At 73.6% G+C, this 26,353-nt stretch carries 24 protein-coding genes, 1 tRNA gene and 1 other RNA gene; 10 read left to right on the forward strand and 16 right to left on the reverse strand.

What is annotated here, in order from left to right; all coding sequences use genetic code 11:
• Window positions 1–88: 88 nt before the first annotated feature.
• From N0B34_RS05380 to N0B34_RS05390, 3 genes are read right to left on the reverse strand one after another with little or no spacing between them, the layout of a single operon-like run.
• Complete coding sequence (locus N0B34_RS05380) at window positions 89–625, reverse strand: TetR/AcrR family transcriptional regulator (RefSeq protein WP_263730282.1); 537 nt, start codon at window positions 623–625, stop codon at window positions 89–91.
• 13 nt (window positions 626–638) lie between these two features.
• Window positions 639–2,771, reverse strand: coding sequence for a YhgE/Pip family protein (locus tag N0B34_RS05385; RefSeq protein ID WP_263730283.1), 2,133 nt, complete (start codon window positions 2,769–2,771; stop codon window positions 639–641).
• A 46-nt stretch (window positions 2,772–2,817) separates the two neighbouring features.
• A complete protein-coding gene (locus tag N0B34_RS05390; RefSeq protein ID WP_263730285.1) occupies window positions 2,818–3,579 on the reverse strand; it encodes an AAA family ATPase in 762 nt (253 codons plus the stop codon).
• 154 nt (window positions 3,580–3,733) lie between these two features.
• Here N0B34_RS05390 and def point away from each other — a divergent pair, with 154 nt between their 5' ends.
• Complete coding sequence (def, locus tag N0B34_RS05395) at window positions 3,734–4,222, forward strand: peptide deformylase (RefSeq protein WP_263730286.1); 489 nt, start codon at window positions 3,734–3,736, stop codon at window positions 4,220–4,222.
• Window positions 4,223–4,373: 151 nt separating this feature from the next.
• The gene (locus N0B34_RS05400; RefSeq protein ID WP_263730287.1) at window positions 4,374–4,874 is read left to right on the forward strand and encodes a DUF3145 domain-containing protein; all 501 of its coding nucleotides are present in this window, start codon (window positions 4,374–4,376) and stop codon (window positions 4,872–4,874) included.
• Between the two features lie 103 nt (window positions 4,875–4,977).
• On the opposite strand, the gene N0B34_RS05405 is transcribed toward N0B34_RS05400, so the two are convergent.
• From N0B34_RS05405 to N0B34_RS05425, 5 genes are all read right to left on the reverse strand, one after another.
• Window positions 4,978–6,222, reverse strand: a complete 1,245-nt coding sequence (locus tag N0B34_RS05405) for a beta-ketoacyl-[acyl-carrier-protein] synthase family protein (RefSeq protein WP_263730288.1) — start codon at window positions 6,220–6,222, stop codon at window positions 4,978–4,980.
• Between the two features lie 94 nt (window positions 6,223–6,316).
• Complete coding sequence (locus N0B34_RS05410) at window positions 6,317–6,565, reverse strand: acyl carrier protein (protein WP_263730289.1); 249 nt, start codon at window positions 6,563–6,565, stop codon at window positions 6,317–6,319.
• 61 nt (window positions 6,566–6,626) lie between these two features.
• A complete protein-coding gene (locus N0B34_RS05415; RefSeq protein WP_263730290.1) occupies window positions 6,627–7,634 on the reverse strand; it encodes a beta-ketoacyl-ACP synthase III in 1,008 nt (335 codons plus the stop codon).
• Entirely contained in the window at window positions 7,631–8,605 is a 975-nt protein-coding gene (locus N0B34_RS05420; protein WP_263730291.1) for an ACP S-malonyltransferase, read from the reverse strand. Before N0B34_RS05420 ends, N0B34_RS05415 begins: the two co-directional genes overlap by 4 nt.
• Window positions 8,606–8,694: 89 nt before the next feature.
• A complete protein-coding gene (locus tag N0B34_RS05425) occupies window positions 8,695–9,966 on the reverse strand; it encodes a PucR family transcriptional regulator (RefSeq protein WP_412175697.1) in 1,272 nt (423 codons plus the stop codon).
• Between the two features lie 148 nt (window positions 9,967–10,114).
• Here N0B34_RS05425 and N0B34_RS05430 point away from each other — a divergent pair, with 148 nt between their 5' ends.
• On the forward strand, window positions 10,115–10,801 hold the full coding sequence (locus N0B34_RS05430; protein WP_263730293.1) for a hypothetical protein: 687 nt from the start codon (window positions 10,115–10,117) through the stop codon (window positions 10,799–10,801).
• A gap of 119 nt (window positions 10,802–10,920) precedes the next feature.
• Here the strand turns inward: N0B34_RS05430 and aceE are convergent, their stop codons facing one another.
• On the reverse strand, window positions 10,921–13,668 hold the full coding sequence (gene aceE / locus N0B34_RS05435; protein WP_263730294.1) for a pyruvate dehydrogenase (acetyl-transferring), homodimeric type: 2,748 nt from the start codon (window positions 13,666–13,668) through the stop codon (window positions 10,921–10,923).
• 278 nt (window positions 13,669–13,946) lie between these two features.
• Between aceE and N0B34_RS05440 the strand changes: the two genes are divergently transcribed.
• The gene (locus tag N0B34_RS05440) at window positions 13,947–14,366 is read left to right on the forward strand and encodes a DUF3052 domain-containing protein (protein WP_263730295.1); all 420 of its coding nucleotides are present in this window, start codon (window positions 13,947–13,949) and stop codon (window positions 14,364–14,366) included.
• Window positions 14,367–14,410: 44 nt separating this feature from the next.
• On the opposite strand, the gene N0B34_RS05445 is transcribed toward N0B34_RS05440, so the two are convergent.
• Window positions 14,411–14,484 (reverse strand) — tRNA-Val (locus N0B34_RS05445).
• 51 nt (window positions 14,485–14,535) lie between these two features.
• Here N0B34_RS05445 and N0B34_RS05450 point away from each other — a divergent pair.
• The 3 genes from N0B34_RS05450 (at window position 14,536) to N0B34_RS05460 (ending at window position 17,302) form a co-directional block, all read left to right on the forward strand.
• Complete coding sequence (locus N0B34_RS05450) at window positions 14,536–15,756, forward strand: Nif3-like dinuclear metal center hexameric protein (protein ID WP_263730297.1); 1,221 nt, start codon at window positions 14,536–14,538, stop codon at window positions 15,754–15,756.
• Entirely contained in the window at window positions 15,753–16,475 is a 723-nt protein-coding gene (locus N0B34_RS05455) for a zinc ribbon domain-containing protein (RefSeq protein WP_263730299.1), read from the forward strand. Before N0B34_RS05450 ends, N0B34_RS05455 begins: the two co-directional genes overlap by 4 nt.
• 65 nt (window positions 16,476–16,540) lie before the next feature.
• Entirely contained in the window at window positions 16,541–17,302 is a 762-nt protein-coding gene (locus N0B34_RS05460) for a histidine phosphatase family protein (protein WP_263730300.1), read from the forward strand.
• A 54-nt stretch (window positions 17,303–17,356) separates the two neighbouring features.
• On the opposite strand, the gene N0B34_RS05465 is transcribed toward N0B34_RS05460, so the two are convergent.
• Together N0B34_RS05465 and N0B34_RS05470 are read right to left on the reverse strand one after the other, a co-directional pair.
• Window positions 17,357–19,918: an ABC transporter permease gene (locus N0B34_RS05465; RefSeq protein ID WP_263730301.1), complete on the reverse strand. Its 2,562-nt coding sequence runs from the start codon at window positions 19,916–19,918 to the stop codon at window positions 17,357–17,359.
• A complete protein-coding gene (locus N0B34_RS05470; RefSeq protein WP_263730302.1) occupies window positions 19,915–20,706 on the reverse strand; it encodes an ABC transporter ATP-binding protein in 792 nt (263 codons plus the stop codon). Before N0B34_RS05470 ends, N0B34_RS05465 begins: the two co-directional genes overlap by 4 nt.
• 102 nt (window positions 20,707–20,808) lie before the next feature.
• Between N0B34_RS05470 and rnpB the strand changes: the two genes are divergently transcribed.
• Window positions 20,809–21,191: RNase P RNA component class A (gene rnpB, locus N0B34_RS05475), an RNA gene on the forward strand.
• Window positions 21,192–21,277: 86 nt separating this feature from the next.
• On the forward strand, window positions 21,278–21,886 hold the full coding sequence (locus N0B34_RS05480; protein WP_263730303.1) for a PilZ domain-containing protein: 609 nt from the start codon (window positions 21,278–21,280) through the stop codon (window positions 21,884–21,886).
• A 28-nt stretch (window positions 21,887–21,914) separates the two neighbouring features.
• Here the strand turns inward: N0B34_RS05480 and ppgK are convergent, their stop codons facing one another.
• Both ppgK and map read right to left on the reverse strand, forming a co-directional pair.
• The gene (gene ppgK, locus N0B34_RS05485) at window positions 21,915–22,694 is read right to left on the reverse strand and encodes a polyphosphate--glucose phosphotransferase (protein WP_263730304.1); all 780 of its coding nucleotides are present in this window, start codon (window positions 22,692–22,694) and stop codon (window positions 21,915–21,917) included.
• Entirely contained in the window at window positions 22,691–23,563 is an 873-nt protein-coding gene (gene map, locus N0B34_RS05490) for a type I methionyl aminopeptidase (protein WP_263730305.1), read from the reverse strand. The genes ppgK and map overlap by 4 nt, the downstream gene beginning before the upstream one ends.
• A gap of 55 nt (window positions 23,564–23,618) precedes the next feature.
• On the opposite strand from map, the gene N0B34_RS05495 reads away from it, so the two are divergent.
• On the forward strand, window positions 23,619–23,795 hold the full coding sequence (locus tag N0B34_RS05495) for an SPOR domain-containing protein (RefSeq protein ID WP_263730306.1): 177 nt from the start codon (window positions 23,619–23,621) through the stop codon (window positions 23,793–23,795).
• Window positions 23,796–23,819: 24 nt separating this feature from the next.
• On the opposite strand, the gene panB is transcribed toward N0B34_RS05495, so the two are convergent.
• Window positions 23,820–24,629, reverse strand: coding sequence for a 3-methyl-2-oxobutanoate hydroxymethyltransferase (gene panB, locus N0B34_RS05500; protein ID WP_263730307.1), 810 nt, complete (start codon window positions 24,627–24,629; stop codon window positions 23,820–23,822).
• Complete coding sequence (locus N0B34_RS05505; protein WP_263730308.1) at window positions 24,626–26,320, reverse strand: NAD+ synthase; 1,695 nt, start codon at window positions 26,318–26,320, stop codon at window positions 24,626–24,628. Before N0B34_RS05505 ends, panB begins: the two co-directional genes overlap by 4 nt.
• Window positions 26,321–26,353: the final 33 nt, after the last annotated feature.

Genomic DNA, 26,353 nt, shown 5'->3' on the forward strand with positions numbered 1-26,353 from the left:
CCCCGGTCGCGCAGACCGAGATCCCGCACAGCAGTCGAACGCCGGTGGTGACCGCGAGGGTCACCACCGGCGTTCGTGCGTCGACGGGTTACCGGATGGTGGCCAGGACGGCGTCCCGGACGTCCTCCAGCGAACGGTCCGGCTGGAAGACGAGCCACTCGAGCCCCGTGATCACCGTGGCGCCGAACAGCGCGGCCGCCGTGAGCGTCGAGTCCCGCTCGGGCCACGCCTGCGCGACCACGGTGCGGAACGCGCCGATCGAGTCCTCGCGGATGTTGCGGATGGACTCCTGCCACTGACGTCCTGTCCGGAACACCTCGGCGACCGCCAGCTTGGCGAAGTCGGGGTGGTCGCGGATGTGCACCAGCAGCTGCGTCACCATCGCCTCGACGGCCGCCCGACCGGTCAGGCCGTCGCTCGCCGCCTGCAGCGCGGCCGTCAGCCGGGCGACGCCCTCGGCGATGATCGTCTCGAACAGAGCCGACTTGCTGCCGAAGTTGTAGAACACGCTGCCCTTGGCCACGCCCGCGGCCGCCGCGATGTCGTCGATCGACGTCGCGGCGATGCCGCGGTCCGCCACGAGCGCGAGTGCTGCCGAGACGATGTGGTCCCTCGTGGCCGCCATGTGCGGAAGCCTGTCAGATGGACAGCACGGGGTGCAGGCGTGACAGCGTCCACGTGCGCATCCGGCCGGCACGCCACGCGGTGATCGCGAGCGACCCGACCAGCACACCGACCAGGACGAGCACCGCGACCAGCAGCCGCCCGTCGGCGCCGCCCGTGATCACCTCGCGCAGCCCGCTGACCGCGTAGCTCATGGGGAGCCACGGGTGCACCGCCTGGAAGAAGGCAGGGGTGGTCTGCACCGGGTAGGTGCCACCGGAGGAGGCGAGCTGCAGCATCAGCAGCGCCAGGACGGCCACCTTCCCTCCCGCGGGGCCGAGCACGGCCACCAGCATCTGCTGCAGGGCGAGGAACGCCGCGACGACCAGCAGCGTGAACGCCACGGTGCCTACCGCCGACGCCGGCTGCAGCCCCACCCCCCAGTGGATGACGGCGAGCATCACCGCCACCTGGGCGACGCCGATCACCATCGCCGGCAGGAACCCGGCGAACGTCGCACGCCAGCCCGACGCCGGCGTCGCCAGCGCCCGCGAGGGCAACGGCCGCAGCAGCAGCCAGGTGATCAGGGAGCCGACGAAGAGCGCCAGCGGGATGAAGAACGGCGCGAACCCCTCGCCGAACCCGGCGGCGGCGTGCACGTCGGTGCTGGCCAGCCGTACGGGCGTGCTCAGTGTCGCGGCGCGCGCCGTCTGCGTCCCCGGGTCGTCCGCCGGGATGGACGAGGCACCGGTCTGCAGCGCGCCTGCCAGCGTGGCGGAGCCGGCTCCGAGCTGGTCCGAGCCTGCGGCGACGCGCGAGGCGCCGGACGCCAGGGTGCTCGTGCCGCCCGCGAGCGTGGTGGCACCTGCTGCGAGCGCGGCGGTGCCGGCGGCGAGCTGGTCCGCACCGGCCGCGAGGTCGTGCGCCCCGGCGGCGGCCGACACCGCTCCGCCGGACACCTGCGAAGTCCCGCCGGCCAGCGCGGTGGCACCGGAGCTGAGCTGGGAGGCGGACGTGCTCAGCGTGCTCAGCCCGGAGCTCAGCTGGGCTGCACCGCCGGCGACCTTGGCCGCACCCGCCTGGAGCTGGGACAGCTGGTCGGTGGTCTGGGCGAGCTGGTCTGCCGAGGGCAACGCGGCGGCGTCCTTCTGCAGCCCGCTCAGGAGCGCGGCAGCGGTGGGGTCGACCGGCGCCCGGGCGGCGAGGTACATCATGACGGACGTGAGGCCGCCGGACAGGTCGCCGAGCTGGCTCGCCAGCGCGGAGACCTGCCCCGCGGTGCTGGTGACGCCGGCGGACACCTGTGCGGCACCCGTGGCGAGCGCGGTTGCCGACGTCGCGGCCGTCGCGCTGCCGTCGGCGAGCCGGGCGGCCCCGTCGGCGAGCGTGCGTGCGCCCGCGGCGCTGGCCTGGGCGCCCGTCGCGAGGGTCGCCGTGCCCTCCGCGAGGGCGTGCGCCCCCTTGTCCAGCGTGGCCGACCCGCTCGCTGCCGCCGAGCTGCCGGAAGCCAGGCTCGCGGCGCCCCCGGCGGCCGCGTCCGCACCGGAGGCCACCTGGTGCGCGCCCGACGACAGCGTCCCGGCTGCCGCCTGCAGCGTCAGCGCACCGTCCGAGGCGCGGGCGAAGCCGTCGCGGGCCGACCCGAGCCCGACCAGCACCTGGTCGGCGGCCTGCTGACCGATCGTCGCCCGGACGGCGTCGGACACCTGCGCCATCGCGCTCCGGCCGAGCGTCGTGGCGAGGAACGAGTTGGTGTCGTCGTACGTCACCTGCAGCTGGGCGGGATGCGGGTCGCTTCCACCGGCGGACACGACGGAGGCGGAGAAGTCGGCCGGGACGGTCAGAGCGAAGTAGTAGCGCCCGTCCCGGACGCCCGCCGCCGCGTCCCCGGCGTCCGTGCGGACCCACTTCAGCGCCTTCGAGTCGACCAGCGCCGTGGTGACCTCGTCACCCGCGTGCACGGGTGCGCCGTCCCGCACCGTGCCCGTGTCGGCGTTCACCAGGGCGACGGGCAGTCGGTCGAGGTGCCCGGTCGGGTCCCAGAAGGCCCACAGGTACAGGGCGCCGTACAGCAGCGGGACCAGCACCATCGCGGCGATGGCGAGCTTGGGCAGCAGCCCGTGGCGGAACCGGCGCAGCTCGGTGCCGGTGGAGGTGAGAGACGTCATCACAGTCCTCGGAAGTCGTGGTCGGGGGAGGCGCACCGGGTCGGTGTCAGGCGGCCGCGGGCACCGCGTGGGGGCCTGAGGCGAGCGCCACCCGCGTCGGTGGCGACGTCCAGTGCATCCGCGCGAGCTCGTCGAGGGACGCGACGGCCGCGACGACCGTGGTGCCCGACGTCGTCAGCGCCTCGAGGCAGCTCCAGACCGTCTGTCGCCGCGTGCTGTCGTGCACCTGGTCGACGTCGTCGACCAGCAGGAGGTCGGGTCGCTGCGCCATGGCCAGCGTGACGCGCAGCAGCATGGCGTCGACCTCGTCGAGGTCCCAGACCAGGGTGTCGACCTGGGGGAGGGGACGCGGCCCGAACACCGGAGCGGCCAGCCGGCCGAAGGCGGTCTGGTCGACCCGCGGCGAGCGCGCCCACCACGGTCGCAGCCACGCCAGGCGTTCGCGCACGGTCGCACCGACCGTCACCGAACCGTCGAGGTCGTCGATACCGGCGAAGCCGGCCACGGCGGCCCGTCGCTGCACAGCTCGGCGTCGCCGGGGGAGCGGCTCGCCGAGGACCTCCAGCTGCGACCCGGCGTCGGGCACCATCCGGCCCGCGAGCGTGAGGAGCAGGCTGGACCGCCCGCCACCCTGCGGCCCTTGCACCACGACCAGGCCACCGCTCGGCAGCTCGAGGTCCACCGGTCCGTAGACGACGCCCCTGCTGCCGTGCAGGGCGAGCCCGGTGGCCCGTACGGCAGTCGGGACCCGCCCGGGCGCGGAGGCGAGAGCGGTGGGGTCGGACGGATGGCGTGCGTCGGTGTTCATACGACCTCTCTCACACTGACCAGTCAGTACAAAGACCACAGTACGCCGCCCGGACGCTCCGGCCTACGTCGGGGTTCGTCTGGTGCGTCACACCCGGCAGGCGACGCAGCCGAGGGCTCACCGGCGCCCCGTCGCTTCATGGGAGGATCGAGCCATGGCCCTGCGTGAGATCCGGATCGTCGGCGACCCCGTGCTGCGCACCCCGTGCGACCCCGTGACGACCATCGACGCCCGCGTCCGCGGGCTCGTGGAGGACCTGTTGGAGACCGTCGACCAGGAGGGACGTGCCGGCCTGGCCGCCAACCAGATCGGCGTCAGCCTGCGCGCCTTCTCGTGGAACATCGACGACGAGATCGGCTACGTGCTGAACCCCGTGATCGCCGAGCTGTCGGAGGACGAGTACCAGGACGGCGACGAGGGCTGCCTCTCGGTGCCCGGCCTCTGGTACCCCACGCGGCGCGCCTGGTACGCGCGGGTGGTCGGCACCGACCTCGACGGCCACGAGGTCGTCGTGGAGGGCACGGAGCTCATGGCGCGCGCCCTGCAGCACGAGGTGGACCACCTCGACGGGATGCTGTACCTCGACCGCCTCGAGCGGTCCGTGCGCAAGAAGGCGATGCGGGCGATCCGCGAGCAGCTGTAGCCCGTCGGAGCGGGGCGCGCCGCGGTGGCGCTGGCGCACCCGGCGTGTCGTCAGGCATGCTGGCCCCGTACGCCGCGAGCGCCACGCAGCCTCCCGGGTGCTGAGCGAGGTCGTTGGGGAAGGCGAACCTCGATCCGCCCAGGAGGATGACATGGCCGGTGCTCTGACCCGCGGTGTTCTTTTCGTGCACTCAGCACCCCGCGCGCTGTGCCCCCACGTCGAGTGGGCGGCCGGCAACACGCTCGGGGTGCGCGTCAGCATGGACTGGACCGTGCAGCCGGCGGGGCCGGGCTTCTACCGCGCGGAGCTGTCCTGGCAGGGTCCGCAGGGCACCGGTGCGCGGCTCGCGTCGGCTCTGCGCGGCTGGGCGCACCTCCGGTACGAGGTGACCGAGGAGGCGAGCCACGGCGCCGACGGCGCGCGATGGAGCCACACTCCCGAGCTCGGCATCTTCCACGCCGCGACAGACGTGCACGGCAACATCGTCGTGCCGGAGGACCGCATCCGTGCCGCGCTCGAGCACGCCGGCGACGCTGCCCGGCTCCGTGCCGAGCTGGACCTCGCGCTGGGGCAGGCGTGGGACGACGAGCTCGAGCCGTTCCGGTACGCCGGCGCCGGGGCACCCGTCCGCTGGCTGCACCGCGTCGGCTGACGCAGGCGACCGAGGCCCTCTCCCGACCTGAGAACGACGACGGGCGCCGGACGACCTGGGTCGTCGGGCGCCCGTCGTGCGTCGCTGTCAGGCGGTGCCGCGGTCAGGCGGAGGTGACCACCAGGGCCACGTTGTGCCCGCCGAAGCCGAACGAGTTGTTCACGGCGGCGATCTGACCGTCCGGCAGCGGCCGCGGCTCGGACCGGACCAGGTCCAGCACCAGCTCGGGGTCGGGCTTGTCGACGTTGATCGTCGGCGGCGCCTGGCGGTCGTGCAGCGCCAGGACCGTGAAGATCGTCTCCAGCGCTCCCGCGCCGCCCAGCAGGTGCCCCGTCATCGACTTGGTGGCGGACAGGGCCACGTGGTCCGCCTCGTCGCCGAGGAGCCCCCGGATGGACCGCGCCTCGATCAGGTCGCCGACGACGGTCGAGGTGGCGTGCGCGTTGACGTGCACCACGTCGCGGGCAGCGACACCGGAGTCCTTCAGCGCGGCGCTCATCGCGCGGATCTGGCCGTCACCGCTCGGCTCGGGCGACGTGATGTGGTAGCCGTCCGAGGACAGCCCGACACCGGCGATCCGGGCGTAGACCCGGGCACCGCGGGCGGCGGCGTGCTCGGCGCTCTCCAGCACCACGATGCCGGCCCCCTCGCCGAGCACGAACCCGTCGCGGTCGACGTCGTACGGCCGGGACGCCGCCTGCGGGTCGTCGTTGCGGAGCGACAGCGTGCGGGACGCCGCGAAGGCCGCGACGGGCATGGGGTGGATCGAGGCCTCGGTACCGCCGGCGACCACGACGTCGGCCCGGCCGCTGCGGATCATCTCCACGGCGTAGCCGATCGCCTCCGCGCCGCTCGCGCACGCCGAGACCAGGGCGTGCGCACCGGCGCGCGCCCCGAGCTCGAGCGACACGAATGCCGTCGGCGAGTTCGGCATGAGCATGGGCACCGTCATCGGCAGGACGCGACGGGCGCCCTTCTCGCGCAGCGTGTCCCAGGCGTCGAGCGTGGTCCAGATGCCGCCGATGCCCGACGACACCACGACGCCGAGCCGCTCGCGGTCGACCTCGGGCGAGCCGGCGTCCGCCCACGCCTCGCGGGTCGCGATCATCGCGTACTGGGCGGAGGGGTCCAGCTTCTTCAGCTCCGGTACCGGGAGGACGTCCCGGGGCGAGACCTTGATGGTGGCCGCGAAGGTGACGGGGAGCCCGTACCGCTCCACCCAGTCGTTGTCGAAGGGTCGTGCCCCCGACTCACCGGCGAGCGCGGCGTTCCACGTGCTGGTGAGGTCACCGCCGAGGGGCGTGGTGGCCCCCATCCCGGTGACGACGACGTCGGGTACGGGTGTCATCGGATGCTCCTGGTCGTGAGGGGGACGGGGGTGTCACCGGCCGGCGCGGGCCCCGAGGGCCTCGGCACCGGCCGGTGACAGCGGCCGGAGCCGATCAGGCCTGTGCGCCGGCGATGAACGACACGGCGTCGCCGACGGTGGCGAGGTTCTTGACCTCGTCGTCGGGGATGGTGACCGAGAACTTCTCCTCGGCCAGCGTGACGATCGTCATCATCGAGAGCGAGTCGATGTCGAGGTCGTCGGTGAAGGACTTCTCGGGCAGGACGGAGTCGGTCGGCAGGCCGGTCTCCTCGCTGACGATCTCGGCCAGGCCGGCCAGGATCTCCTGCTCGGTGTACGCCATGGGGGTTCTCCTCGTGTCGGTGGTGCGGGTCGGACGAAACCTACAGCGGGTCGCGACGGCGTCAGGGCAGCACGACGACCTGGGCGGCGTACACGAGCCCCGCGCCGAAGCCGATCTGCAGGCACAGGTCGCCGGACTTCGCCTTGCCCTCGCGGCGCAGACGCTCCGTCGCCAGGGGGATCGAGGCGGCCGACGTGTTGCCGGTGTCGGCGATGTCACGTCCGACCACGACGGTCTCGGGCAGCTTCAGCTGCTTGATCAGCAGGTCGATGATCCGCATGTTCGCCTGGTGCGGCACGAAGACGTCGATCTGGTCGGCCGTCACGCCGGCGGCGTCCAGCGCCTTCTGCGCGATCGGGGCCATCTGCCAGACGGCCCACTTGAACACCGACTGACCCTCCTGCCGCAGCGTCGGCCAGCCGAGCGAGGAGTCCTCGCGCCACTGCAGCCACGAGTGCGTCTGCCGGATCAGCTGGGACTGCCCGCCGTCGGACCCCCACACCGTCGGGCCGATTCCCGGGAAGTCGGACGGACCGACGACGACGGCGCCGGCGCCGTCGCCCAGCAGGAACGAGATCGACCGGTCGGTTGGGTCGACGAACTCGCTCATCTTCTCGGCGCCGATCACCAGCACGTTGCGTGCGGCTCCGGCCCTGACGAGGGCGTCGGCCTGGCCGATGCCGTAGCAGTAGCCCGCGCACGCCGCGGAGATGTCGTACGCCGCCGCGGGCGTCGCGCCGATCCGATCGGCGACGATCGCGGCGCCGGCGGGCGTCTGGTGGAAGTAGGTGACGGTCGACAGGATCACCGCGTCGATGTCCGCGCCGGTCAGCCCCGCGTCGGCGATCGCGGCGCGGGCCGCCTCCTCGGCGAGGTCGAGCACCGAGACGTCGGCACCGGCCCGGCGCCGGGTGACGATGCCGGTGCGCTGCTGGATCCACTCGTCGGACGAGTCGATCGGGCCGACCAGCTCGTCGTTCGGCACGACGCGCTCGCCGCGTGCGCCTCCGAGACCGAGGATCCGGCTGTGCGCGGCACCGCTGGACTGCGTCAGGGTGGGACGGGTCACTGCTGCTCCTTCGCGGTGGGCGCGGCGTGCCGGAGCACGAGGTCCCGCGCGGCGTCCAGGTCGGCCGGCGACTTCAGCGCGACGGTCTCGACCCCGGGCAGCGTACGCCGGGCCAGTCCGGTCAGGACGCCGCCGGGGGCCACCTCGAGCAGCCCGGTCACGCCCTGCTCCGCCATCGTCTGCTGGCACAGGTCCCACCGGACCGGCCGCGCGACCTGCGCGACCACGCGGGCGAGGGCGTCGGCGCCGGACGAGACGAGCTCGCCGTCGGCGTTGCTCAGCAGCGGGGTGGTCGGGTCCGCGGGCACCACCTGGTCGGCTGCCGCCTGCAGGTCGGCCACCGCTGGGGCCATCACGTCGGTGTGGAACGCTCCGGCGACCTGAAGGGCGATGATCCGGGCCTTGGCCGGCGGATCTGCGGCCAGCGCAGCGAGGCGGTCCAGCGGGCCTGCCGCGACCACCTGGCCGCCACCGTTGACGTTGGCGGCCACGAGCCCGTGCCGGGCGATCGCGGCCAGCACCTCCTGCGGGTCCCCGCCGAGCACGGCGCTCATCCCGGTGGTCGGCCCGGCAGCGGCTGCCCGTGCCATCGCGGCGCCCCGGACGGCGACCAGGCGCAGCGCCTCGTCGTCGGACACCACGCCCGAGATCGCCAGTGCGGCGAGCTCTCCGACCGAGTGCCCCCCGACCCCGCCCAGCCGTCCGGCGGTCGCCCCGGTCCAGCCGCTCGTGGGCTCGAAGGCGCCGAGGACCGCTCGCAACGACGCGAGCGCCGAGGCGACCAGCAGGGGCTGGGCGACCGCCGTGTCGCGGATGGTGTCGGCGTCCGACGTGGTGCCGTGGCGGACCAGGTCGACGCCCGTCACCTCTGCGGCACGGTGGAGCGCAGGGGCCACGCCGGGCACCTCGAGCCAGGGGGCGAGCATGCCGGGGGACTGGGCACCCTGGCCGGGGCAGACGACGACGAGCACCCGACCACTGTGCCGGGTGACGTCAACCCGTCCCGGTCACGGCGGGCACCAACCTCATCGGACGCCCTTGTGAGAGTCCTACAAGGCCGTCAGCTCGAGGGCACCACGCCGTCGAGGCGTCCGAGCGCGACCGACGTCTGGAGCACGTACGAGTCGCGAGCGTCGAGCGGGTCCCAGCCCGTGATCTCCGCGACCCGGCGCAGGCGGTACCGGACCGTGTTCGGGTGCACGTAGAGCGACCGCGCGGCCGCCTCGAGCGAACGTCCGGTGCCGAGGTAGGCGGTCAAGGTGTCGAGCAGGGCGCCCTGCCCGGCGGCGAGCGGCGCGTAGGCGCGGGCGACCAGCTGGCGACGGGCGGTGGCGTCCCCGACCAGGACACGTTCGGGCAGCAGCTCGTCCGCCTGGACCGGTCGTGGGGCGTTCGCCCAGGCCGCGGCCGCCTGGAGGCCGGCCAGCGCCGCCCGCGCCGAGCGGGCGCAGTCGGCCAGGTCCTGGGCCGGCGGCCCCACCACGACGGGCCCGGGACCGAACCGGGGCAGCAGGCTGGTCACCACGGCACCGAGGTCGCCGTCGCCGGAGAGGAACACGACGAGACGGTCACCCTGGATGCCGACCAGGACGTCGGCCTCGCGACGCGTCGCGCGACGCAGGTCGGTGGCGCGGACCTCCTCCAGCGAGGACGTCGTCGTGCCGACCACCACGAGCATCGCGCCGTGGCCGCGCCAGCCGAGCGCGGCGACCCTGGACCGGAGCGAGTCGTCGACGTCGCCGCGGACCAGGGAGTCGACGACGAGCGCCTCGAGGCGGGCGTCCCACGCGCCGCGCACCTCCGCCGCACGGGCGTACACGTCCGCCGCCGAGAAGGCGACCTCCCGGGAGTAGCGCAGCACCGCCTCACGCAGCTCCCTCTCCTCGCCCGGTGCGGCGAGACGGTCGCTGTGCGCCTCGACGACGTCCACGCCGATGCGCACCAGCTGCAGCGTGTGCTGCAACGAGATCGACCGGGTGAGCTCGGGCGGCGCGCCGGAGAAGATCTCCCCGGCTCCGGCGGGTGCGCGGGTCGGGTCCGAGAACCACTGGACGAAGGCCGTGATGCCCGCCTGGGCGACCAGTCCCACCCACGACCGGTCCTCGGCGGGCAGTGCCCGGTACCACTCCAGGTCGGCGTCGAGGCGGCGCATCGTCGCCGCGGCGAGATCGCCTGCGGCCTCCCGCACGCGGCGCTGCGTCTCCGGGCTGGTGGAGGGGGACGGGGCCACCCGTGGTCCGCGCGGCGGGCGGTGCGTGCCGTCGGGGCCCCGTCCCGCTGTCGTCGACGTACGACCGTCAGCGGGTCCACCACGGGGGCTCGCAGGGTTCATGCCCGGAGCATACGGGCGCACTTGTGGGGAGTCGACAAAGCGCCCCGAACGTGTCGTCGGGCCGCGGCGGCGACCGGTGGCACCGGACGGCCCCTTGCGGTCTCCGCGTAGCCGGGTGCGGCGAGACGCCCTCGGCTATGGTCGCTGCATGGCACTCCTGCCTCGTCTCCGTCAGCTGATCCGACGCCCGTCGTCGGCATCACGCGTCGGAGCGCGTCGTCCGACGTCGAGCCAGCGTCGCGGCGACACCCTCCACGAGGACGCGCTGCGGTCCATGCTGGCGGACGACCCGAACAACGAGCGGGCCTTCCAGGCGCTCGCCGAGATCGTCCGGCGCCGGGCGTCGGAGTCGGTCGCGGACCAGGACCCGCTGACCGCACCTGCGGACGAGCAGGAGCGGCGGCACGCCGCCGACCTCGCCGTCTGGGCGCTCGCCGAGGAGTTCGCCGGCAACCCGCGCGGGTGGTACCCGCTCATCGAGCTGGCCCGGCTGTCGGTGCACGACGACCACGACGGGACCATGCGGCGCGTCGTGACGGCCGCCGAGCGCGACCCCTCGGGGCGCGCCCTGGCCCAAGGCCTGGCGCTGCTGCGCGAGGCCGGTCAGCCGGTCGAGGCGCTCGGGCTCGGCGTGGGCCACTGGCGGCCCCGTGAGCACGACCCGGAGGTGGCGCGCGAGCTCGTGCTCGCGTCCATCGAGGCGGGACGGCCGCTGGACGCCAAGCAGCACCTCGACGCGTTGTCGCTCTACCCGGACCAGGCGGCCGTGCAGGCGATGCGGGCGGAGCTGACCCAGGCGGTCGCCGAGGCGGAGCAGGCTCTCCCAGGCACGTGACCCTGGACCCCGGGTGCGCGTGCGGCTGCCCGGGTCGCAGACCGTGGCGCGCTGCGGCTGGAAGCACCGCGGCCCGCCCGGAAGCACCGGACGGGCCGCGACGGACGACGAGGTAGCCGTCAGCTGTCGCCGCCGGTGGAACCGGAGGTGCCGGCCGTGACGTCGTGGAGCCGGTACCGCTCGATGGCCTGGCCCGGCAGGGACGGGTCCACCGCACCCTCGGCGACAAGCTGCTGCAGCACCCGCACCGCGACCGACGGACCGTCGATCTTGAAGTGGCGGCGTGCGGCGGCGCGTGTGTCGGAGAAGCCGAAGCCGTCGGCACCGAGGGTGGCGTACCGGCCGGGGATCCAGGCGCGCACCTGGTCGGGGACCAGGTGGTCGAAGTCCGACGTGGCGACGAACGGACCCTCCGCACCGGCGAGCTTGGCGGTCAGGTACGGCACGCGTGCCGGCTCACCGGGGTGCAGGAAGGCGTGCTCGTCCGCGGCGAGGCCGTCGCGGCGCAGCTCGTTCCAGCTGGTCACGGACCACACCGCGGCGCGTACGCCCCAGTCCTCGGCGAGCAGCTGCTGCGCCTCGAGCGCCCACGGGACGCCCACGCCGGAGGCGAGGATCTGGGCGCGCGGGCCGTCGCCCTCGGCAGGCTGCAGCAGGTAGATGCCGCGCAGGATGCCCTCGACGTCCACGTTCTCCGGCTCCGCGGGCTGCGGCATCGGCTCGTTGTAGACGGTCAGGTAGTAGACGACGTTCGGATCGCGCCCGTCGGTCCCGTCGCCGTACATGCGCTCGATGCCGTCCCGCACGATGTGCCGGATCTCGTACCCGTACGCGGGGTCGTAGTGCACGACGTGCGGCATGGTCGCCGCGATCACCGGCGAGTGGCCGTCGGCGTGCTGGAGCCCCTCGCCGGTCAGCGTGGTGCGGCCGGCGGTGGCGCCGACCAGGAACCCGCGGGCCATCTGGTCGCCGGCGGCCCAGAACTGGTCGCCGGTCCGCTGGAAGCCGAACATCGAGTAGTAGAAGTAGAACGGGATCAGCGGCTCGCCGTGCGTCGCGTAGCTGGTGCCCGTCGCCTGGAACGCCGAGGCGGAACCGGCCTCGTTGATGCCGGTGTGCATGATCTGGCCGGACGGCGACTCCTTGTAGGAGAGCATCAGCTCGCGGTCGACCGCCATGTAGTGCTGGCCGAGCGTGTTGAAGATCTTGGCGCTCGGGAAGATGGCGTCGAGACCGAAGGTGCGGGCCTCGTCCGGGATGATCGGCACCAGCCGCGAGCCGATCGACTTGTCCTTGACCAGGTCCTTGAACAGCTGGACGAGCGCCATCGTGGTGGCCACCGGCTGCGAGCCGGAGCCCTTGGCGAGCCGCTCGTACACCTTCGGCTCCGGCAGCGTCAGCGGCTTGTACGTGGACCTGCGCTCCGGCACGAACCCGCCGAGCTGGCGACGCCGCTCCAGCATGTACTGGATCGCCTCGTCGTCCGGACCCGGGTTGTAGTACGGCGGCAGGTACGGGTTCTCCTCGAGCTGCGCATCCGTGATCGGCAGGTGCAGCGTGTCCCGCAGCGTCTTCAGCTCGTCGACCTTGAGCTTCTTCATCTGGTGCGTCGCGTTGCGGCCGGCGAACCCGGAGCCCAGGCCGTAGCCCTTGATCGTGTGGGCGAGGATCACCGTCGGCTGGCCGGTGTGCTCCCGGGCGGCCTTGTAGGCGGCGTACACCTTGCGGTAGTCGTGGCCGCCGCGCTTGAGGGCCCAGATGTCGTCGTCCGTCATGTTCTCGACGAGCTTCTTGGTCCGCGGGTCGCGACCGAAGAAGTGCTCCCGGATGAACGCGCCGTCCTCCGCCCGGTAGGTCTGGAAGTCGCCGTCCGGGGTGACGTTCATCAGGTTGACCAGCGCGCGGTCCTTGTCGGCGTTGAGCAGGACGTCCCACTCACGGCCCCAGATCACCTTGATGACGTTCCAGCCGGCGCCGCGGAACTGCGCCTCCAGCTCCTGGATGATCTTGCCGTTGCCGCGCACCGGTCCGTCCAGCCGCTGCAGGTTGCAGTTGACGACGAACGTCAGGTTGTCCAGGCCCTGCGACGACGCGAGCTGCAGCATGCCGCGCGACTCCGGCTCGTCCATCTCGCCGTCGCCGAGGAACGCCCACACGTCCTGCTGGCTGGTGTCCTTGATGCCGCGCTCGTGCAGGTACCGGTTGGTCCACGCCTGGTAGATCGCCGACGACGGGCCGAGGCCCATCGACACGGTCGGGAACTCCCACAGGTCGGGCAGCAGACGGGGGTGCGGGTAGGACGGCAGACCGCCTCCCGGGTGGGACAGCTCCTGGCGGAAGCCGTCGAGCTGCTCAGCGGTCAGGCGGCCCTCGAGGAAGGCACGGGCGTACACGCCGGGGGAGGCGTGGCCCTGGAAGTACACCTGGTCACCGCCGCCCGGGTGGTCCTTGCCACGGAAGAAGTGGTTGAGGCCGACCTCGTACAGCGTCGCCACGGAGGCGTACGACGAGATGTGGCCGCCGACCGCGACGCCCGGACGCTGCGCGCGCGTCACCATCACGGCCGCGTTCCAGCGGATCAGCCGCCGGTACTGGCGCTCCATCACCTCGTCGCCGGGGAAGTACGGCTCGTTGTGCACCGCGATCGTGTTCACGTACGGCGTGTTGAGCGAGGCCGGGATCGCCACGTTCCGCTGGCGCGCGTGCCGCAGCATGCTCATCAGCACGTAGCGGGCGCGCGGGCCGCCCTCCGAGTCGATCAGCCCGTCCAGCGACTCGAGCCACTCCCCGGTCTCCTCGGGGTCGATGTCCGGAACCTGGCTGAGAAGTCCGCCGATGAGGGGACCCGTCTCGTCGATCGACGCCACCTTCGCTCCTTGCGCTCTCGTGCGCGCTGGGACGTTGGTCGCCCCGGCGCGCATCCGGTCCCTCCGCGGGTGGCGGCTGTGGCCGCGGCGCATCGGGCAGTGTTCGACATTCTCCGCCGTCCGTGGGCCGAAAGTCACACGAGGACCCGTGCAGCAGCGTGACGTCGGCGACACCGGACGGCGCGCGGCGCCTGAGACCTCTTGCCGGGGCCAACCCGAGGTGCGTGGGCTAGCGTGTGCGGTCATCAGCAGGTCGGCCCGAAGGGAGCAGTCAGGTCGTGTCATCCACCGCGGACGACGCAGCCGCGCAGGCGGCGCATCTGGGTTTCATCTCCGGGCAGGTGATCCAGGAGTTCGGCTACGACGACGACGTCGACGAGGACCTGCGCCGGGGGCTCGAGGCCCTGACGGGTTCGGAGCTGGTCGACGAGGACTACGACGACGTCACCGACGGCGCCCTGATCTGGTTCCGGGAGGACGACGGGGACCTGACCGACGCCCTGGTGGACGCCATGACGGTGCTGGACGGCGCGGGACCGATCTGGGTGCTGACGCCCAAGGCCGGCCGTGCGGGTCACGTGTCGCACAGCGACATCGAGGAGGCCGCCACGACGTCGGGCCTGCACGCGATGTCGACCTTCTCGATCGCCCCGGACTGGTCCGCCACCCGGCTCGCGACCCGCGGCCGTGGTCGCTGACCGTTCCGCAGGGACGCGGAGCGGCGACGACGGAGCGACGAGGGTGGGCCCGGCCGGTCTCGAACCGACGACCTCCGCGGTGTAAGCGCGGCGCTCTGACCAACTGAGCTACAGGCCCCGAGGACGCCACAGCCTAGCGGTGCCCCGACCGGGCGATAGGTTGGCGGCGATGAGCGCCTCGAGCCCGCCGCCCCCAGGTACGCCGACCCTGGCGCACGTCGTCCGCGCGCTGGACCGGCGGTACCCACCGGCGACGGCACAGCCGTGGGACTCGGTGGGCCTGGTCGTCGGGGACCCGGAACAGGCCGTGCGGCGCGTGCTGTTCGCCGTCGACCCCGTCGCCGCCGTCGTGGACGAGGCGCTGGAGTGGGGCGCCGATCTGGTCGTCACCCACCACCCCCTCTTCCTGCGGCCCGTGCACTCCGTCGCCGCGACGACGTTCAAGGGGTCGGTCGTGCACCGGCTGCTGCGCGGCGGCACGGCGCTGTACAACGCCCACACGAACGCCGATGCGGCCGCCGACGGCGTCGCCGACGCCCTGGCGGCCGCGGTCGGCCTCGTGGACACCCGGCCCCTGGTTGCGGACCCGGGACCCGCGCTCGACAAGCACGTGGTGTTCGTGCCGGTAGGAGATGCGGAGCGGGTGGTCGACGCGATGGCGGCCGCGGGCGCGGGGGCGCTGGGCGAGTACAGCCGGTGCGCGTGGTCGAGCACCGGCGAGGGCACGTTCGTGCCGTCCGACGCGGCGCGGCCCGCTGTCGGGGCACCCGGGGAGCGGGCGCGCGTCGTGGAGGCGCGGGTCGAGATGGTCGCGACCCGGGACCGGCGTGCGGCGGTGGTCGCCGCGATGCGCTCGGCGCACCCGTACGAGGAGCCGGCGTTCGACGTGCTGGAGCTGGCCGCGCTGCCGGGTGGCACAGGTCTCGGTCGCGTCGGGCGACTGCCCACCCCGACGACCCTCGACGCCTTCGCACGAGCGGTCGCGTCGGCCCTGCCCGCCACACCCCAGGGTGTGCGGTACGCCGGTGCGCCCGACCTTCGCGTCGAGCGTGTCGCCGTGCTCGGCGGCTCGGGCGACAGCGAGCTCGATGCCGTCCGCGCGGCCGGGGTCGACGTGTACGTGACGTCCGATCTGCGCCACCACCCCGCCTCGGAGCAGCGTGAGCGCGCGCTCTTCGAGTCGCCGACCGGCGTCCCCGCGCTGGTCGACACCGCGCACTTCGCGTCGGAGTGGCCGTGGTTGACCCGCGCCGCGGCGGCGCTCGAGCAGGACCTCGGCGCGGCGGGCGCTACCGTGAGCACCCGCGTCAGCAGTCTGCGCACCGATCCGTGGACCGCCCGTGTGGACGGTCCGGCGCCGCTGGGCGGCGCACCCGAAGGAGACTCGTGACCACAGCCCCCGCCGCCGACCAGCACCGCCTCCTCGAGGTGCAGGAGCTCGACACACGCCTGGACCAGAACGCGCACCGCCGCCGGACCCTGCCGGTGCTCGAGCGGATCCGCGAGCTGGAGGCACAGCTCGCGGACCTGGACACGGCGCTGGTCACGTCGCGCACGGCGGCCGGCGACCTGCGCCGGGAGCTGTCGAAGGCGGAGACCGACGTCGAGCAGGTGCGCAGCCGGGCGGTGCGGGACCAGGCGCGCCTCCAGGCGGGCGCCGGCGCCAAGGACGCTCAGGCCCTGACCAGCGAGATCGAGAGCCTGGCCCGGCGGCAGGCCGACCTGGAAGAGGTCGAGCTGGCGGTGATGGAGCGCCTGGAGGCGCACACGGCCGCGCTGGCGGAGCTCGAGAAGGCGCACGAGGCGCTGGTCGAGCAGCAGTCGGCGTCCGCGACCGAGCGGGAGCAGGCGGAGCGCGAGCTCGACGACGAGGCAGCCCGGCTCCGGGAGGAGCGGCAGCGCGCGTCGGCCGGTCTGGATGCCGGTCTGCTCGCGGTGTACGAGCGGCTCCGTGCGCAGCTCGGTGGTCGAGGCGCGGCGGCGCTGCGCGGCCGGCAGTGCGACGGGTGCCGGATGGAGCTCAACCCGCTCGACCTCGAGCGGATCCGGTCGGCGCCGGAGGACCAGGTGGTCCGGTGCGAGGAGTGCGGGCGGATCCTCGTCCGCTGACGGGTGCCGGTGCCCGGCCGGGGCACCGGGTGGCGTCGCCGCCCGACCACCGTCAGAGTTCGTCCGTGAGCTCCGTGCGCCCCTCGTCAGGGGACCCGTCGTCGTCCCCGGCAGCCGACGGCTCCTCGGCTCGGCGTGGTCCTCGCCCGTCCGGGGCGGGCGTGCGGTTCGACGAGGAGGAGCCGGTCACCGTCGTGCTGGTGCGGCACGGGCAGACGGCGATGACCGTCTCACGCGGCTACTCCGGTTCGAGCGAGCCGGGACCGCCGCTGGACGAGACAGGGCGGCGCCAGGCTGCCGACGTGGCCGCGCTCGTCGACCGGGTCGGGCGCGACCTGTGGGGTGACATCGCCTACCCGAGCCGGGTGGTCGCGTCGCCGATGGTGCGCACGCAGCAGACCGCCGCCGTCGTGGCGGGACGGCTGGGGCTGCACGTCGAGACCGACGCCACGTTCCGGGAGGCAGACTTCGGAGCGTGGCAGGGGCTGACCGCCGAACAGGTCGAGGAGCGCTGGCCCGGGCAGCTCGAGCCATGGCACACGCTCGGCACCGTCCGGCCACCCGGCGGCGAGTCGATCGCGGACGTGGGTGGGCGGGTGCGCGCCGGGCTGGACCGGCTCCAGGCGGCCGGCGAGGGCCGCACCGTCGTCGTCGTCAGCCACGCGGTGGCGATCCGGGCGATGCTGGGCGTGACGATGGGGGCCGCACCGGGGTCGTGGTCGCAGCTGCGGGTGGCGCCGGCGTCCGTCAGCATCATCCGGCTGTTCAGCGACAAGCGCGACGAGATCGCGGTGGCCGGGGTGCCGAGCGAGGGCTGGGCGCGCTGAGCCGCGACGGCCGGTGGACGCGCCCCCTGTCGCGCCACCGGCCGCCGTTCCTGGCTACTCCTGCGCGACGGCGTCCAGCACGGGGAGCCGAGCCGCGCGCACCGCGGGCCAGACCGCGGCGACCACACCCACCAGCACGGCCAGCACGAGCATCCCGGCCAGGCTCGACCCCGGCACCGAGAGCTGCGACAGCCCCTGGTCGGCGTAGAGCCGGGGCAGCGAGGCGGCCAGGCCGATGCCGACCGCGAGACCGATCACCGTGCCGCACACGGCCGTCAGGACCGACTCCACGGTGATCACCCCCGACAGCTGGAGCCGTCCCAGACCGACCGCCCGCAGCAGTCCGATCTCCCGCGTCCGCTCGATCACCGAGAGCGCCAGGGTGTTGACGATCCCGAGGACGGCGATCGCCACCGACAGGCCGAGCAGCGCGTACAGGATGGCCAGCATCTGGTTGACCTGCGCGGCGAGCCCGTCGACGAACTGCTTCGAGTCCATGACGGACACGACGTAGTAGGGGCGTGAGAGGTCGGTCAGCTGCGTTCGCAAGGCGTTCAGGTCCGCGCCGGCGGCGGCCTTGACCAGGACGGTCGTGTCCGGCTGCTGCGCGGCGGGCACCAGGGTGTCGACCACCGAGGGGGAGGCCCAGAGCGCCTGCCCGACGGCGCCCGACCGTGCGATCGCCCCGATCCGCAGGGACTTCTCGCCCAGCGGGCCGGTGACGGACACGGTGTCGCCGATCTTCCAGCCCTTGTCCTTGGCGAGCAGCTTGTCGGCGACGAGCTCGCCGCCGGTGAGGGCCTGCGTCACCGAACCCTCGGTCGACGACGGCCGCAGCAGCGACCCGACCATGGTCGGCGCGACGGCGACGAGAGCCTGCCCGTCCGCGCCCGTCGGTGCGCGACCCACCGCCGCCAGCACGTGCGTCCACGGGAAGCCCTCCGCCTGCTGCACGGACGGCAGCGCCTGCACCTTCTGGAGCAGTGCGGGCGCGACCGTGTCGCTCATGCCGGTGCGCAGCACGTAGTCCGCGCTGACCTCCGAGCTGACCAGCGATCCGACCGACGCCTGGGTGCTCGCCGCGATGACGGCGGCCGCACCGACCAGCGCCATGCCGATGGTCAACGCTCCGGCGGTGTTGGCGGCGCGGCGCGGGTTCCGCACCACGTTCCCGCGGGCGAGCCGGCCGACCGGACGCAGCCACGCCACCGCGGGCGCGGCGAGCAGCCGCACGACGGCCGGCACGACGACCGGACCGACCACGAGCGTCCCGATCAGGACGAACCCCGCCCCGACGCCCAGCAGGGTGCCGGCGGAACCGAGGTGCGGGCGGACGGCCGCCAGCACCACGGCGGCCGCACCGGCGACGACGAGCACCAGGCCCGCCCAGGCGCGCAGCCGCAGCGACCGCTCGTTCACGGTCACCTCGTCGCGCATCGCCTCGACGGGCGGCACGACGGCGGCACGCCGGGCGGGCAGCGAGGCCGCGGCGACGGAGACGCCCGTGCCGACCACCAGCCCGATGAGCACGGTCGACGTGGACAGCGGCACGCGGGTGGACAGCGTCATGTCCATCCGCTGCAGCACCACGCCGATCAGCTCGACGAGGCCGAGGCCGCCAAGGACGCCGATGGCCGAGCCGATCACCCCGACGAGGGCGGACTGCGTGAGGATCGACCCGAACACCTGCCGCGGCGACGCGCCGACGGCCCGGAGCAGGGCGAACTCCCGCATCCGCTGCCGCACGGACATGGTGAACGTGTTCGCGATGATGAAGGCGCCGACGAACAGCGCGAGCAGCGCGAAGACGAGCAGGAAGGTGGACACGAAGCCGAGCTGCTTGGAGATCTGCGAGCTGGTCTCGGTGCGCATCGCCGCACCGGTCAGCGCCTGGGCGTGCGCCGCGCTCGCGACGGGGGCCAGGCGGTCCACCAGCTGCTGCTCGGTCAGTCCGGCCGACCTGTCGGCGTACACCTGGAACGAGGACGTCGTCCCGGCCGGCGCGAAGGCGGCCTGCTCCACGGTGGGGTCGAGGAGCACGATCGTCGCCCCGGCCATCGGCGCACCGAAGTCGACCGCACCGACCACGGTGACGTCGTGGACGTCCCCGAGGAGCACGACCTTGGTGCGGTCACCGACGTGCAGGCCGGAGGAGTCCAGGGTGTGCCGCTCGACGGCGATCTCGTCGCGTCCGACGGGTGCCCGGCCCGTCAGCCCGGCGACCGAGGGGTCCCGGCGGTCGTAGGCCAGTGCGAAGCTCGGCGCCTGCGTGCTCCGGACGGCGGTGCCGTTCGCGCCGACCAGCGTGATCGGCCCGGACAGCGACGGGATCACCGCCTGCACGCCGGGGACCCGCTCCAGCGTGCCGGCCAGGGAGAGCGGGAGACCGGGGGCGGCCGACCGCTCGCCGGACACGACGTTCGAGCCGTCGTCGGGCACCCGGACGTAGGCGTCGGCGGTGGTGGAGGCGCCGACGATCTCGTCGAACGTGGACGAGAGCATCTCGCGCAGCGAGAAGGTGCCGGTGACGAACGCGACGCCGAGGGCCACCGCGACGATCGACATGGCGAACTGGCCGAGGTGCGCGCGCACGGCGCGCCAGGCGATGCGCCTCATGACCGCGGCCGCGCGGCGAGGCCCTCGAGGCCGGCCAGCGTGTCGAGCACGCCGGCGGCGGTCGGGTCGGTCAGCTCGGCGACGAAGAGCCCGTCCGCGAGGAACAGCACGCGGTGCGCGTACGAGGCCGCGCGCGGGTCGTGCGTCACCATGACGACCGACTGGCCGAGCGTGTCGACGCTGCGCCGCAGGAAGCCGAGCACCTCGGCGGACGCGTGCGAGTCGAGGTTGCCGGTCGGCTCGTCGGCGAAGACGACCGCCGGCCGGGACACGAGGGCGCGCGCGCACGCGACGCGCTGCTGCTGGCCGCCGGACAGCTCGGCCGGCTTGTGCGTCAGCCGGTCCCGCAGGCCGACGGCGTCCACGACCTCGTCGAAGAGCTCCCGGTCGACGGGCCGTCGCGCGATGTCCAGCGGCAGCGTGATGTTCTCGGCCGCCGTCAGGGTCGGCACCAGGTTGAACGCCTGGAAGATGAAGCCGACCCGGTCCCGCCGCAGCTTGGTCAGCCGGCGCTCCGACATCGCCGACACCTCTTGCCCGTCCACGACCACCGTGCCGGAGGTCGGCCGGTCGAGACCCGCGAGGCAGTGCATCAGCGTCGACTTGCCCGATCCCGAGGGCCCCATGATCGCGGTGAGCTCGCCGCGGCCCAGCTCGACGTCGATGCCGCGCAGGGCGTGCACCTCGGTGGACCCGGATCCGTAGACCTTGGTCAGTGCGCGGGCGGAGGCGATGGCGTCGGCGGCCGGTGCGGCCGCGGGCGCAGGGGAGAGCTCGGAGCTCGTCATGGGGGTCACGGGACCATCTTTCCGGCGGCGCCGCCCACGATGGATCCGGGAAGTCCCTGGACGAACCCTGAGATCGTCGTCGGCTACCCTGGTCAGCGCGGATGAGTCAGTCAGGCGGCCGCGTCGGGACTCCGCAGGGAGGCCCGCCGAGGAACGTCCGGGCTCCGTAGGGCAGGGTGGTGGGTAACACCCACCCGGGGTGACCCGCGGGACAGTGCCACAGAGAACAGACCGCCGGCCCCTCCGGGGACCGGCAAGGGTGAAACGGCGGTGCAAGAGACCACCAGCGCACCGGGCGACCGGTGCGGCTCGGCAAACCCCACCCGGAGCAAGGCCAGACAGGGAGCGTTCGAGGGCTGCCCGCCCGAGCTCCCGGGTAGGCCGCTGGAGGCGTGCGGCAACGTACGTCGTAGATGGATGGCCGCCACCCGGTCGCGGGAGACCGTGACCGGGCACAGAACCCGGCGTATCGACTGACTCATCCGCAGCACCGCCGGTCCCGACCGGGGCGCGCGCCGCCGCGCGGTGGACGCTGTCGTTCGCCGGGCATTCGGCGCGCGAGGATATGCGGGTGCACGAGCTTGCCGGCTGCCGGGTCGCGACGCCGAGCGGCGACGTCGGCGGCTACGTCACCGAGTACGCCGACGGCGTGCTGCGGATGCGCGCCGACGGTGCCCTGCCCGGCCTGCACCCCGGCGACACCATCGGGGTGACGGTGCTCGACCCCGTCCGCGGCGTGTGCTCGTACGCCGGCCTGGTGGCGGCCGTCGAGGCACGTGATGACGGTGCCGCGGTCGACGTCGTCGTCGTGGAGGACCTCGCCCGTCACCAGCGCCGGGCGGCGGCCCGCGCGGCCTACCGCTGCAGCTGCGTCGCGACGCTCGAGGGCGGTGCGAGCCCGGCGAGCCTGAGGGTCACCGTGCTCGACGTCTCGGCCACGGGCGCGCGGTTCATGGCGCCCGAGGAGCTCCGCGAGGGTGCGACGCTCCGGCTGGGGCTGCCCGTCGGCGAGGAGCTCGTCGACCTCCGGCTCCGCGTGGTACGGCATGAGCCGTCCAGCACCGGGACCCGCTACGGCGCGACGCTCGTCGACCCCTCGGAGCGGACCCGGGACGTGCTCTACCGGCTCGTGCTGCGGCTGCAGCGGGAGCAGGCCCGGCACGCGGCCGAGCACCGGTAGGTCCCGGGCCCGGCGCCGCGGGGTCCGCTCAGTGCGCCCGGGCAGCCAGCCGGGCCGCGCCGACGATGCCCGCCGCGTTGCGCAGGGCAGCCGGGACGATGGGCGCCCGCAGCGTCAGGCGGGGGAGGAACTCCTGGTACTTCTTGCTCACCCCGCCGCCGACCACGAACAGCTCGGGCCAGAAGAGCTTCTCGACCACCGAGAAGTACCTCTGCAGGCGTTCGGACCACTGCTCCCAGCTGAGGTCCTCGCGGTCCCGAGCAGCGTCGGACGCGCGGGTCTCGGCGTCGAACCCGTCGATCTCCAGGTGGCCGAGCTCCGTGTTGGGCACCAGCACGCCGTCGTTGATCAGCGCGGTGCCGATCCCCGTGCCGAGCGTGACGACGATCACGAGGCCCGGCACCCCGCGGGCGGCCCCGTACTCGACCTCCGCGAAGCCGGCGGCGTCCGCGTCGTTGACGGCCAGCACGCGCCGGCCGGTGGCCGCCCGCAGCGTCTTCTCGATGTCGGTGCCGATCCACGACGGGTCGACGTTCGCCGCGGACTGCGCGACGCCGTGCAGCACCACCGCCGGGAAGGTGACGCCGATCGGCACCGTCCGGCGCAGCTTGAACGAGTCCACCACCTCGGCCACCGTGCGCGCGACGGCGTCCGGCGTGGCGGGCTGCGGTGTCGGGATCCGCACCCGGTCCGCGGCGAACTCGCCCGTGCGCAGGTCGACCGGGGCGCCCTTGATGCCGGACCCGCCGATGTCGATGCCGAACGCGGTGTGGATCTTGCTCTTGCCGAGGATCGAGTTGTCGCTCATGGCAGCGTCAGGATCTCCGCTCCGGTGTCGGTGACCAGCAGGGTGTGCTCGAACTGCGCGCTGCGCCGGCCGTCGGCCGTGACGACCGTCCAGTCGTCGTCCCACATCAGCCAGTCCGGGGTGCCGAGGTTGAGCATCGGCTCGATGGTGAACACCATGCCGGGCTCGATCACGGTGTCGTACGCCGGTGCGGCGTCGTAGTGCGGCACCACCAGGCCTGTGTGGAAGGCCGGCCCGACTCCGTGGCCGGTGTAGTCGCGGACCACGCCGTACCCGAACCGAGCCGCGTACCGCTCGATCACCCGGCCGATCACGTTGAGCTCGCGCCCCGGTGCGACGGCCTTGATGCCACGCGCGAGCGCCTCGTGCGTCCGCTCGACGAGCAGCCGTGACTCCTCGTCCACGTCACCGGCCAGGAACGTCGCGTTGGTGTCGCCGTGCACGCCGCCGATGTAGGCCGTGATGTCGATGTTGACGATGTCGCCGTCCTCGACGACCGTCGAGTCCGGGATGCCGTGGCAGATCACCTCGTTGAGGGACGTGCACAGCGACTTGGGGAAGCCGCGGTAGCCGAGGGTCGACGGGTAGGCGCCGTGGTCGAGGAGGAACTCGTGACCGACGGCGTCGAGCTCGTCCGTCGTCACCCCGGGCGCCACGTGGCGCCCGACCTCCGCCAGCGCCTGCGCCGCGATGCGCGAGGCGATGCGGACGCGCTCGACCGTCTCCGGCTCCAGCACGTTGCTGCCCGTCCAGGGTCGAGGTGCCGGCCGACCGACGTACTCCGGTCGCTCGATGGATCCGGGGACGGTCCGGCGCGGGCCCAGCCGCCCCGGGGTCAGGGGGGCTCGTGACGCGTGCACCGGCGGCATACCTGGCAGTCTACGAAAGACGACCCCACCGCCGATCCCTCGGAGGGAGCCCGCCATGGCCACCGAGTTCTACTTCAACACCCAGACGCACGAGGTGGAGGAGGGACGGCACAGCGACTGGAGCGTGCTGATGGGCCCCTACCCGACGCGCGAGGCAGCGGCCCGGGCCCTGCAGACCGCGCACGAGCGCACCGAGGCGTGGGACCGCCAGGACGAGGCCGATCGCGGCTGACCGGCACGGCCGACGGGCCGGCGCTCAGGCGCCGAACTCGTGCTCCGCGTCCGGGAAGGCGCCGGCCCGGACGTCGTCGGCGAACGCGCGTGCTGCAGCACCGAGGGCGGAGCCGAGCTCGCCGTAGCGCTTGGCGAACCGCGGCGTCCAGTCGGTCATGCCGGCCATGTCCACCCAGACGAGCACCTGGCCGTCGCAGCCTGCGCCCGCGCCGATCCCGATGGTCGGCACGCGCAGCATCGACGTGACCGACGCAGCGACCGGCGACGGCACCATCTCGAGCACCACGGCGACGGCGCCGGCGTCCACCACGGCGACCGCGTCCTCGCGCAGCCGGTCGGCCCCGTCGTCGCCGCGCCCCTGCACCCGCGGACCGCCGAGCAGGTTCTCGGACTGCGGGGTGTACCCCAGGTGCGCCACCACCGGGATGCCGGCGTCCGTCAGCGCCCGGATCTGGGCTGCCACCCGCCGGCCGCCCTCGAGCTTGACCGCTGCGGCACCGGTCTCCTTGAGGACGCGGACGCCCGTGGCCAGGGCCTGCTCCGGTCCGGCCTCGTAGGTGCCGAACGGCAGGTCGACGACGACGAAGGCCCGGTGGGCGGCACCCGCGACGGCACGTCCGGCGACGACCATCTCGTCGAGCGTGACGGGCAGCGTGCTGGTGTACCCGTGCATGGTGTTGCCGATCGAGTCGCCGACCAGCAGCAGGTCCACGCCCGCCTCGTCGAAGATGCGCGCCGTGACGGCGTCGTAGGCGGTGAGCATCACCAACCGCTCGCCGCGGTCCTTGGCGGCCTGGAGGTGCTGGACCCGCACGCGCTGCGGGGCGTTCACAGCTCGCGCCAACGCGTGGTGACGGGCAGCCGCCGGTCCCGGCCGAACGCCAGCGCGGTCACCTTCGGACCGAGCGGGTACTGCCGGCGCTTCCACTCGGCTCTGTCGGTCAGCTGAAGCACCTTGTCCACCACCTCCGGTGCGAAACCACGAGCGAGCAGCTCGGCCCGTCCCTCGGCGTTCTCGACGTACGCGTCGAGCACCGTGTCCAGCAGGTCGTACGGCGGCAGCGAGTCCTGGTCGACCTGTCCCGGCCGCAGCTCCGCCGACGGCGGCTTCGTGATCGACGACTCGGGGATCGGCGGCACCTCGTCGGGCCGGAACACGCCGTCGAGCGCGGCGTGGTTGCGCCAGCGGGCGAGGGCCCACACGCGTGACTTGTCCACGTCCTTCAGCGGCGCGAACCCGCCGACCGCGTCGCCGTAGATCGTCGAGTAGCCGACGGCCAGCTCGGTCTTGTTGCCCGTGGCGAGCACCAGGTGGCCCTCGGCGTTGGAGAGGGCCATCAGCGTGACGCCGCGGACCCTGGCCTGCAGGTTCTCCTCGGCGAGCCCCTCGAGGTGCAGCTGCCCCTGGAACGCGTCCACCATCGGCGCGATCGGCTGCACGCGGTAGTCCGCACCGATCCGTTGTGCGAGGTCGGCGGCGTCGTCCTTGGAGTGCCCGCTGGAGTAGACGGACGGCATCGAGACACCGACGACGTGCTCCCCGCCGATCGCGTCGGCCGCGATGGCGGCGCACAGCGCCGAGTCGATGCCACCGGACATCCCGAGCACCACGGAGCGGAAGCCGTTCTTGCGGACGTAGTCCGCCAGCCCTAGGACGAGCGCCCGGTACACCTCCTCGTCCGCGGTCAGGGGTGCCGCGCGCGGGCCCGGCACCTCGGGCTCGTCGTCCTCCGCCAGGTCCCAGACGAGCAGGTGCTCCACGAACTGCGGTGCATAGGCCAGCACCTGGCCGTCGCGCCCGACCACGAACGAGCCGCCGTCGAACACCAGGTCGTCCTGGCCGGCGACGAGGTTGACGTAGGCGACCGGCGCCCCGACCTCGTGCGCGCGACGCGCAGCCAGCGCCGTGCGGACGTGCCCCTTGCCCTCCTCGTACGGCGAGGCGTTCAGCACGAGGAGCAGCGAGAGGTCCTCGTCTGCGAGGGCCGTCACAGGTCCGCCGTCCTGCCAGATGTCCTCGCAGATCACCACGGCGACACGTCGGTCCAGGACGTCCAGCACGCACACCTCGTGCCCCGGGGTGAAGATCCGGCTCTCGTCGAACACGCCGTACTCGGGCAGGTGGTGCTTGTCGTACCGGGCCAGCACCTCCCCGCCCTGCAGCACCACCGCCCGGTTGGTGGCCCGGACCGCGGCCCGAGCCGCCGCGTCCGCCTGGGCGTCGTTGCGTGGGCCGAGCCGCCGTTCGCCGATGGTGCCGACCACCACGGTCAGCTCGCCCAGCCCCTCCTCGACGAGCCGGGAGGCCAGTCGTTCGAGCCCCGCCTGGGCCCCGCGCCGGAAGGACGCCCGCAGCGCGAGGTCCTCGATCGGGTAGCCGGTGAGGGTCATCTCGGGGAAGACGACCACGTGGGCACCGGCCGCGGCAGCGCGACGGGACCAGGCGAGCACCGTCTCGACGTTCCCGTCGACGTCCCCGACGCACGTGTCGATCTGGGCCAGGGCGATGCGAGGTCGGGCCATGGCTGGGAGCCTATCGAGGGGTCCGGACGGCGA

The organism is Cellulomonas sp. SG140 (assembly GCF_025770785.1).
GTDB lineage: Bacteria > Actinomycetota > Actinomycetes > Actinomycetales > Cellulomonadaceae > Cellulomonas.

Excerpts from the sequence above, each read along its gene's own strand:
- N0B34_RS05380 (WP_263730282.1), bottom strand. The coding sequence starts at position 625 with ATGGCGGCCACGAGGGACCACATCGTCTCGGCAGCACTCGCGCTCGTG.
- N0B34_RS05385 (WP_263730283.1), bottom strand. The coding sequence starts at position 2,771 with ATGACGTCTCTCACCTCCACCGGCACCGAGCTGCGCCGGTTCCGCCAC.
- N0B34_RS05390 (WP_263730285.1), bottom strand. The coding sequence starts at position 3,579 with ATGAACACCGACGCACGCCATCCGTCCGACCCCACCGCTCTCGCCTCC.
- def (WP_263730286.1), top strand. The coding sequence starts at position 3,734 with ATGGCCCTGCGTGAGATCCGGATCGTCGGCGACCCCGTGCTGCGCACC.
- N0B34_RS05400 (WP_263730287.1), top strand. The coding sequence starts at position 4,374 with ATGGCCGGTGCTCTGACCCGCGGTGTTCTTTTCGTGCACTCAGCACCC.
- N0B34_RS05405 (WP_263730288.1), bottom strand. The coding sequence starts at position 6,222 with ATGACACCCGTACCCGACGTCGTCGTCACCGGGATGGGGGCCACCACG.
- N0B34_RS05410 (WP_263730289.1), bottom strand. The coding sequence starts at position 6,565 with ATGGCGTACACCGAGCAGGAGATCCTGGCCGGCCTGGCCGAGATCGTC.
- N0B34_RS05425 (WP_412175697.1), bottom strand. The coding sequence starts at position 9,966 with ATGAACCCTGCGAGCCCCCGTGGTGGACCCGCTGACGGTCGTACGTCG.
- N0B34_RS05430 (WP_263730293.1), top strand. The coding sequence starts at position 10,115 with ATGGCACTCCTGCCTCGTCTCCGTCAGCTGATCCGACGCCCGTCGTCG.
- N0B34_RS05450 (WP_263730297.1), top strand. The coding sequence starts at position 14,536 with ATGAGCGCCTCGAGCCCGCCGCCCCCAGGTACGCCGACCCTGGCGCAC.
- N0B34_RS05465 (WP_263730301.1), bottom strand. The coding sequence starts at position 19,918 with ATGAGGCGCATCGCCTGGCGCGCCGTGCGCGCGCACCTCGGCCAGTTC.
- N0B34_RS05470 (WP_263730302.1), bottom strand. The coding sequence starts at position 20,706 with ATGACGAGCTCCGAGCTCTCCCCTGCGCCCGCGGCCGCACCGGCCGCC.
- ppgK (WP_263730304.1), bottom strand. The coding sequence starts at position 22,694 with ATGAGCGACAACTCGATCCTCGGCAAGAGCAAGATCCACACCGCGTTC.
- map (WP_263730305.1), bottom strand. The coding sequence starts at position 23,563 with ATGCCGCCGGTGCACGCGTCACGAGCCCCCCTGACCCCGGGGCGGCTG.
- N0B34_RS05495 (WP_263730306.1), top strand. The coding sequence starts at position 23,619 with ATGGCCACCGAGTTCTACTTCAACACCCAGACGCACGAGGTGGAGGAG.
- N0B34_RS05505 (WP_263730308.1), bottom strand. The coding sequence starts at position 26,320 with ATGGCCCGACCTCGCATCGCCCTGGCCCAGATCGACACGTGCGTCGGG.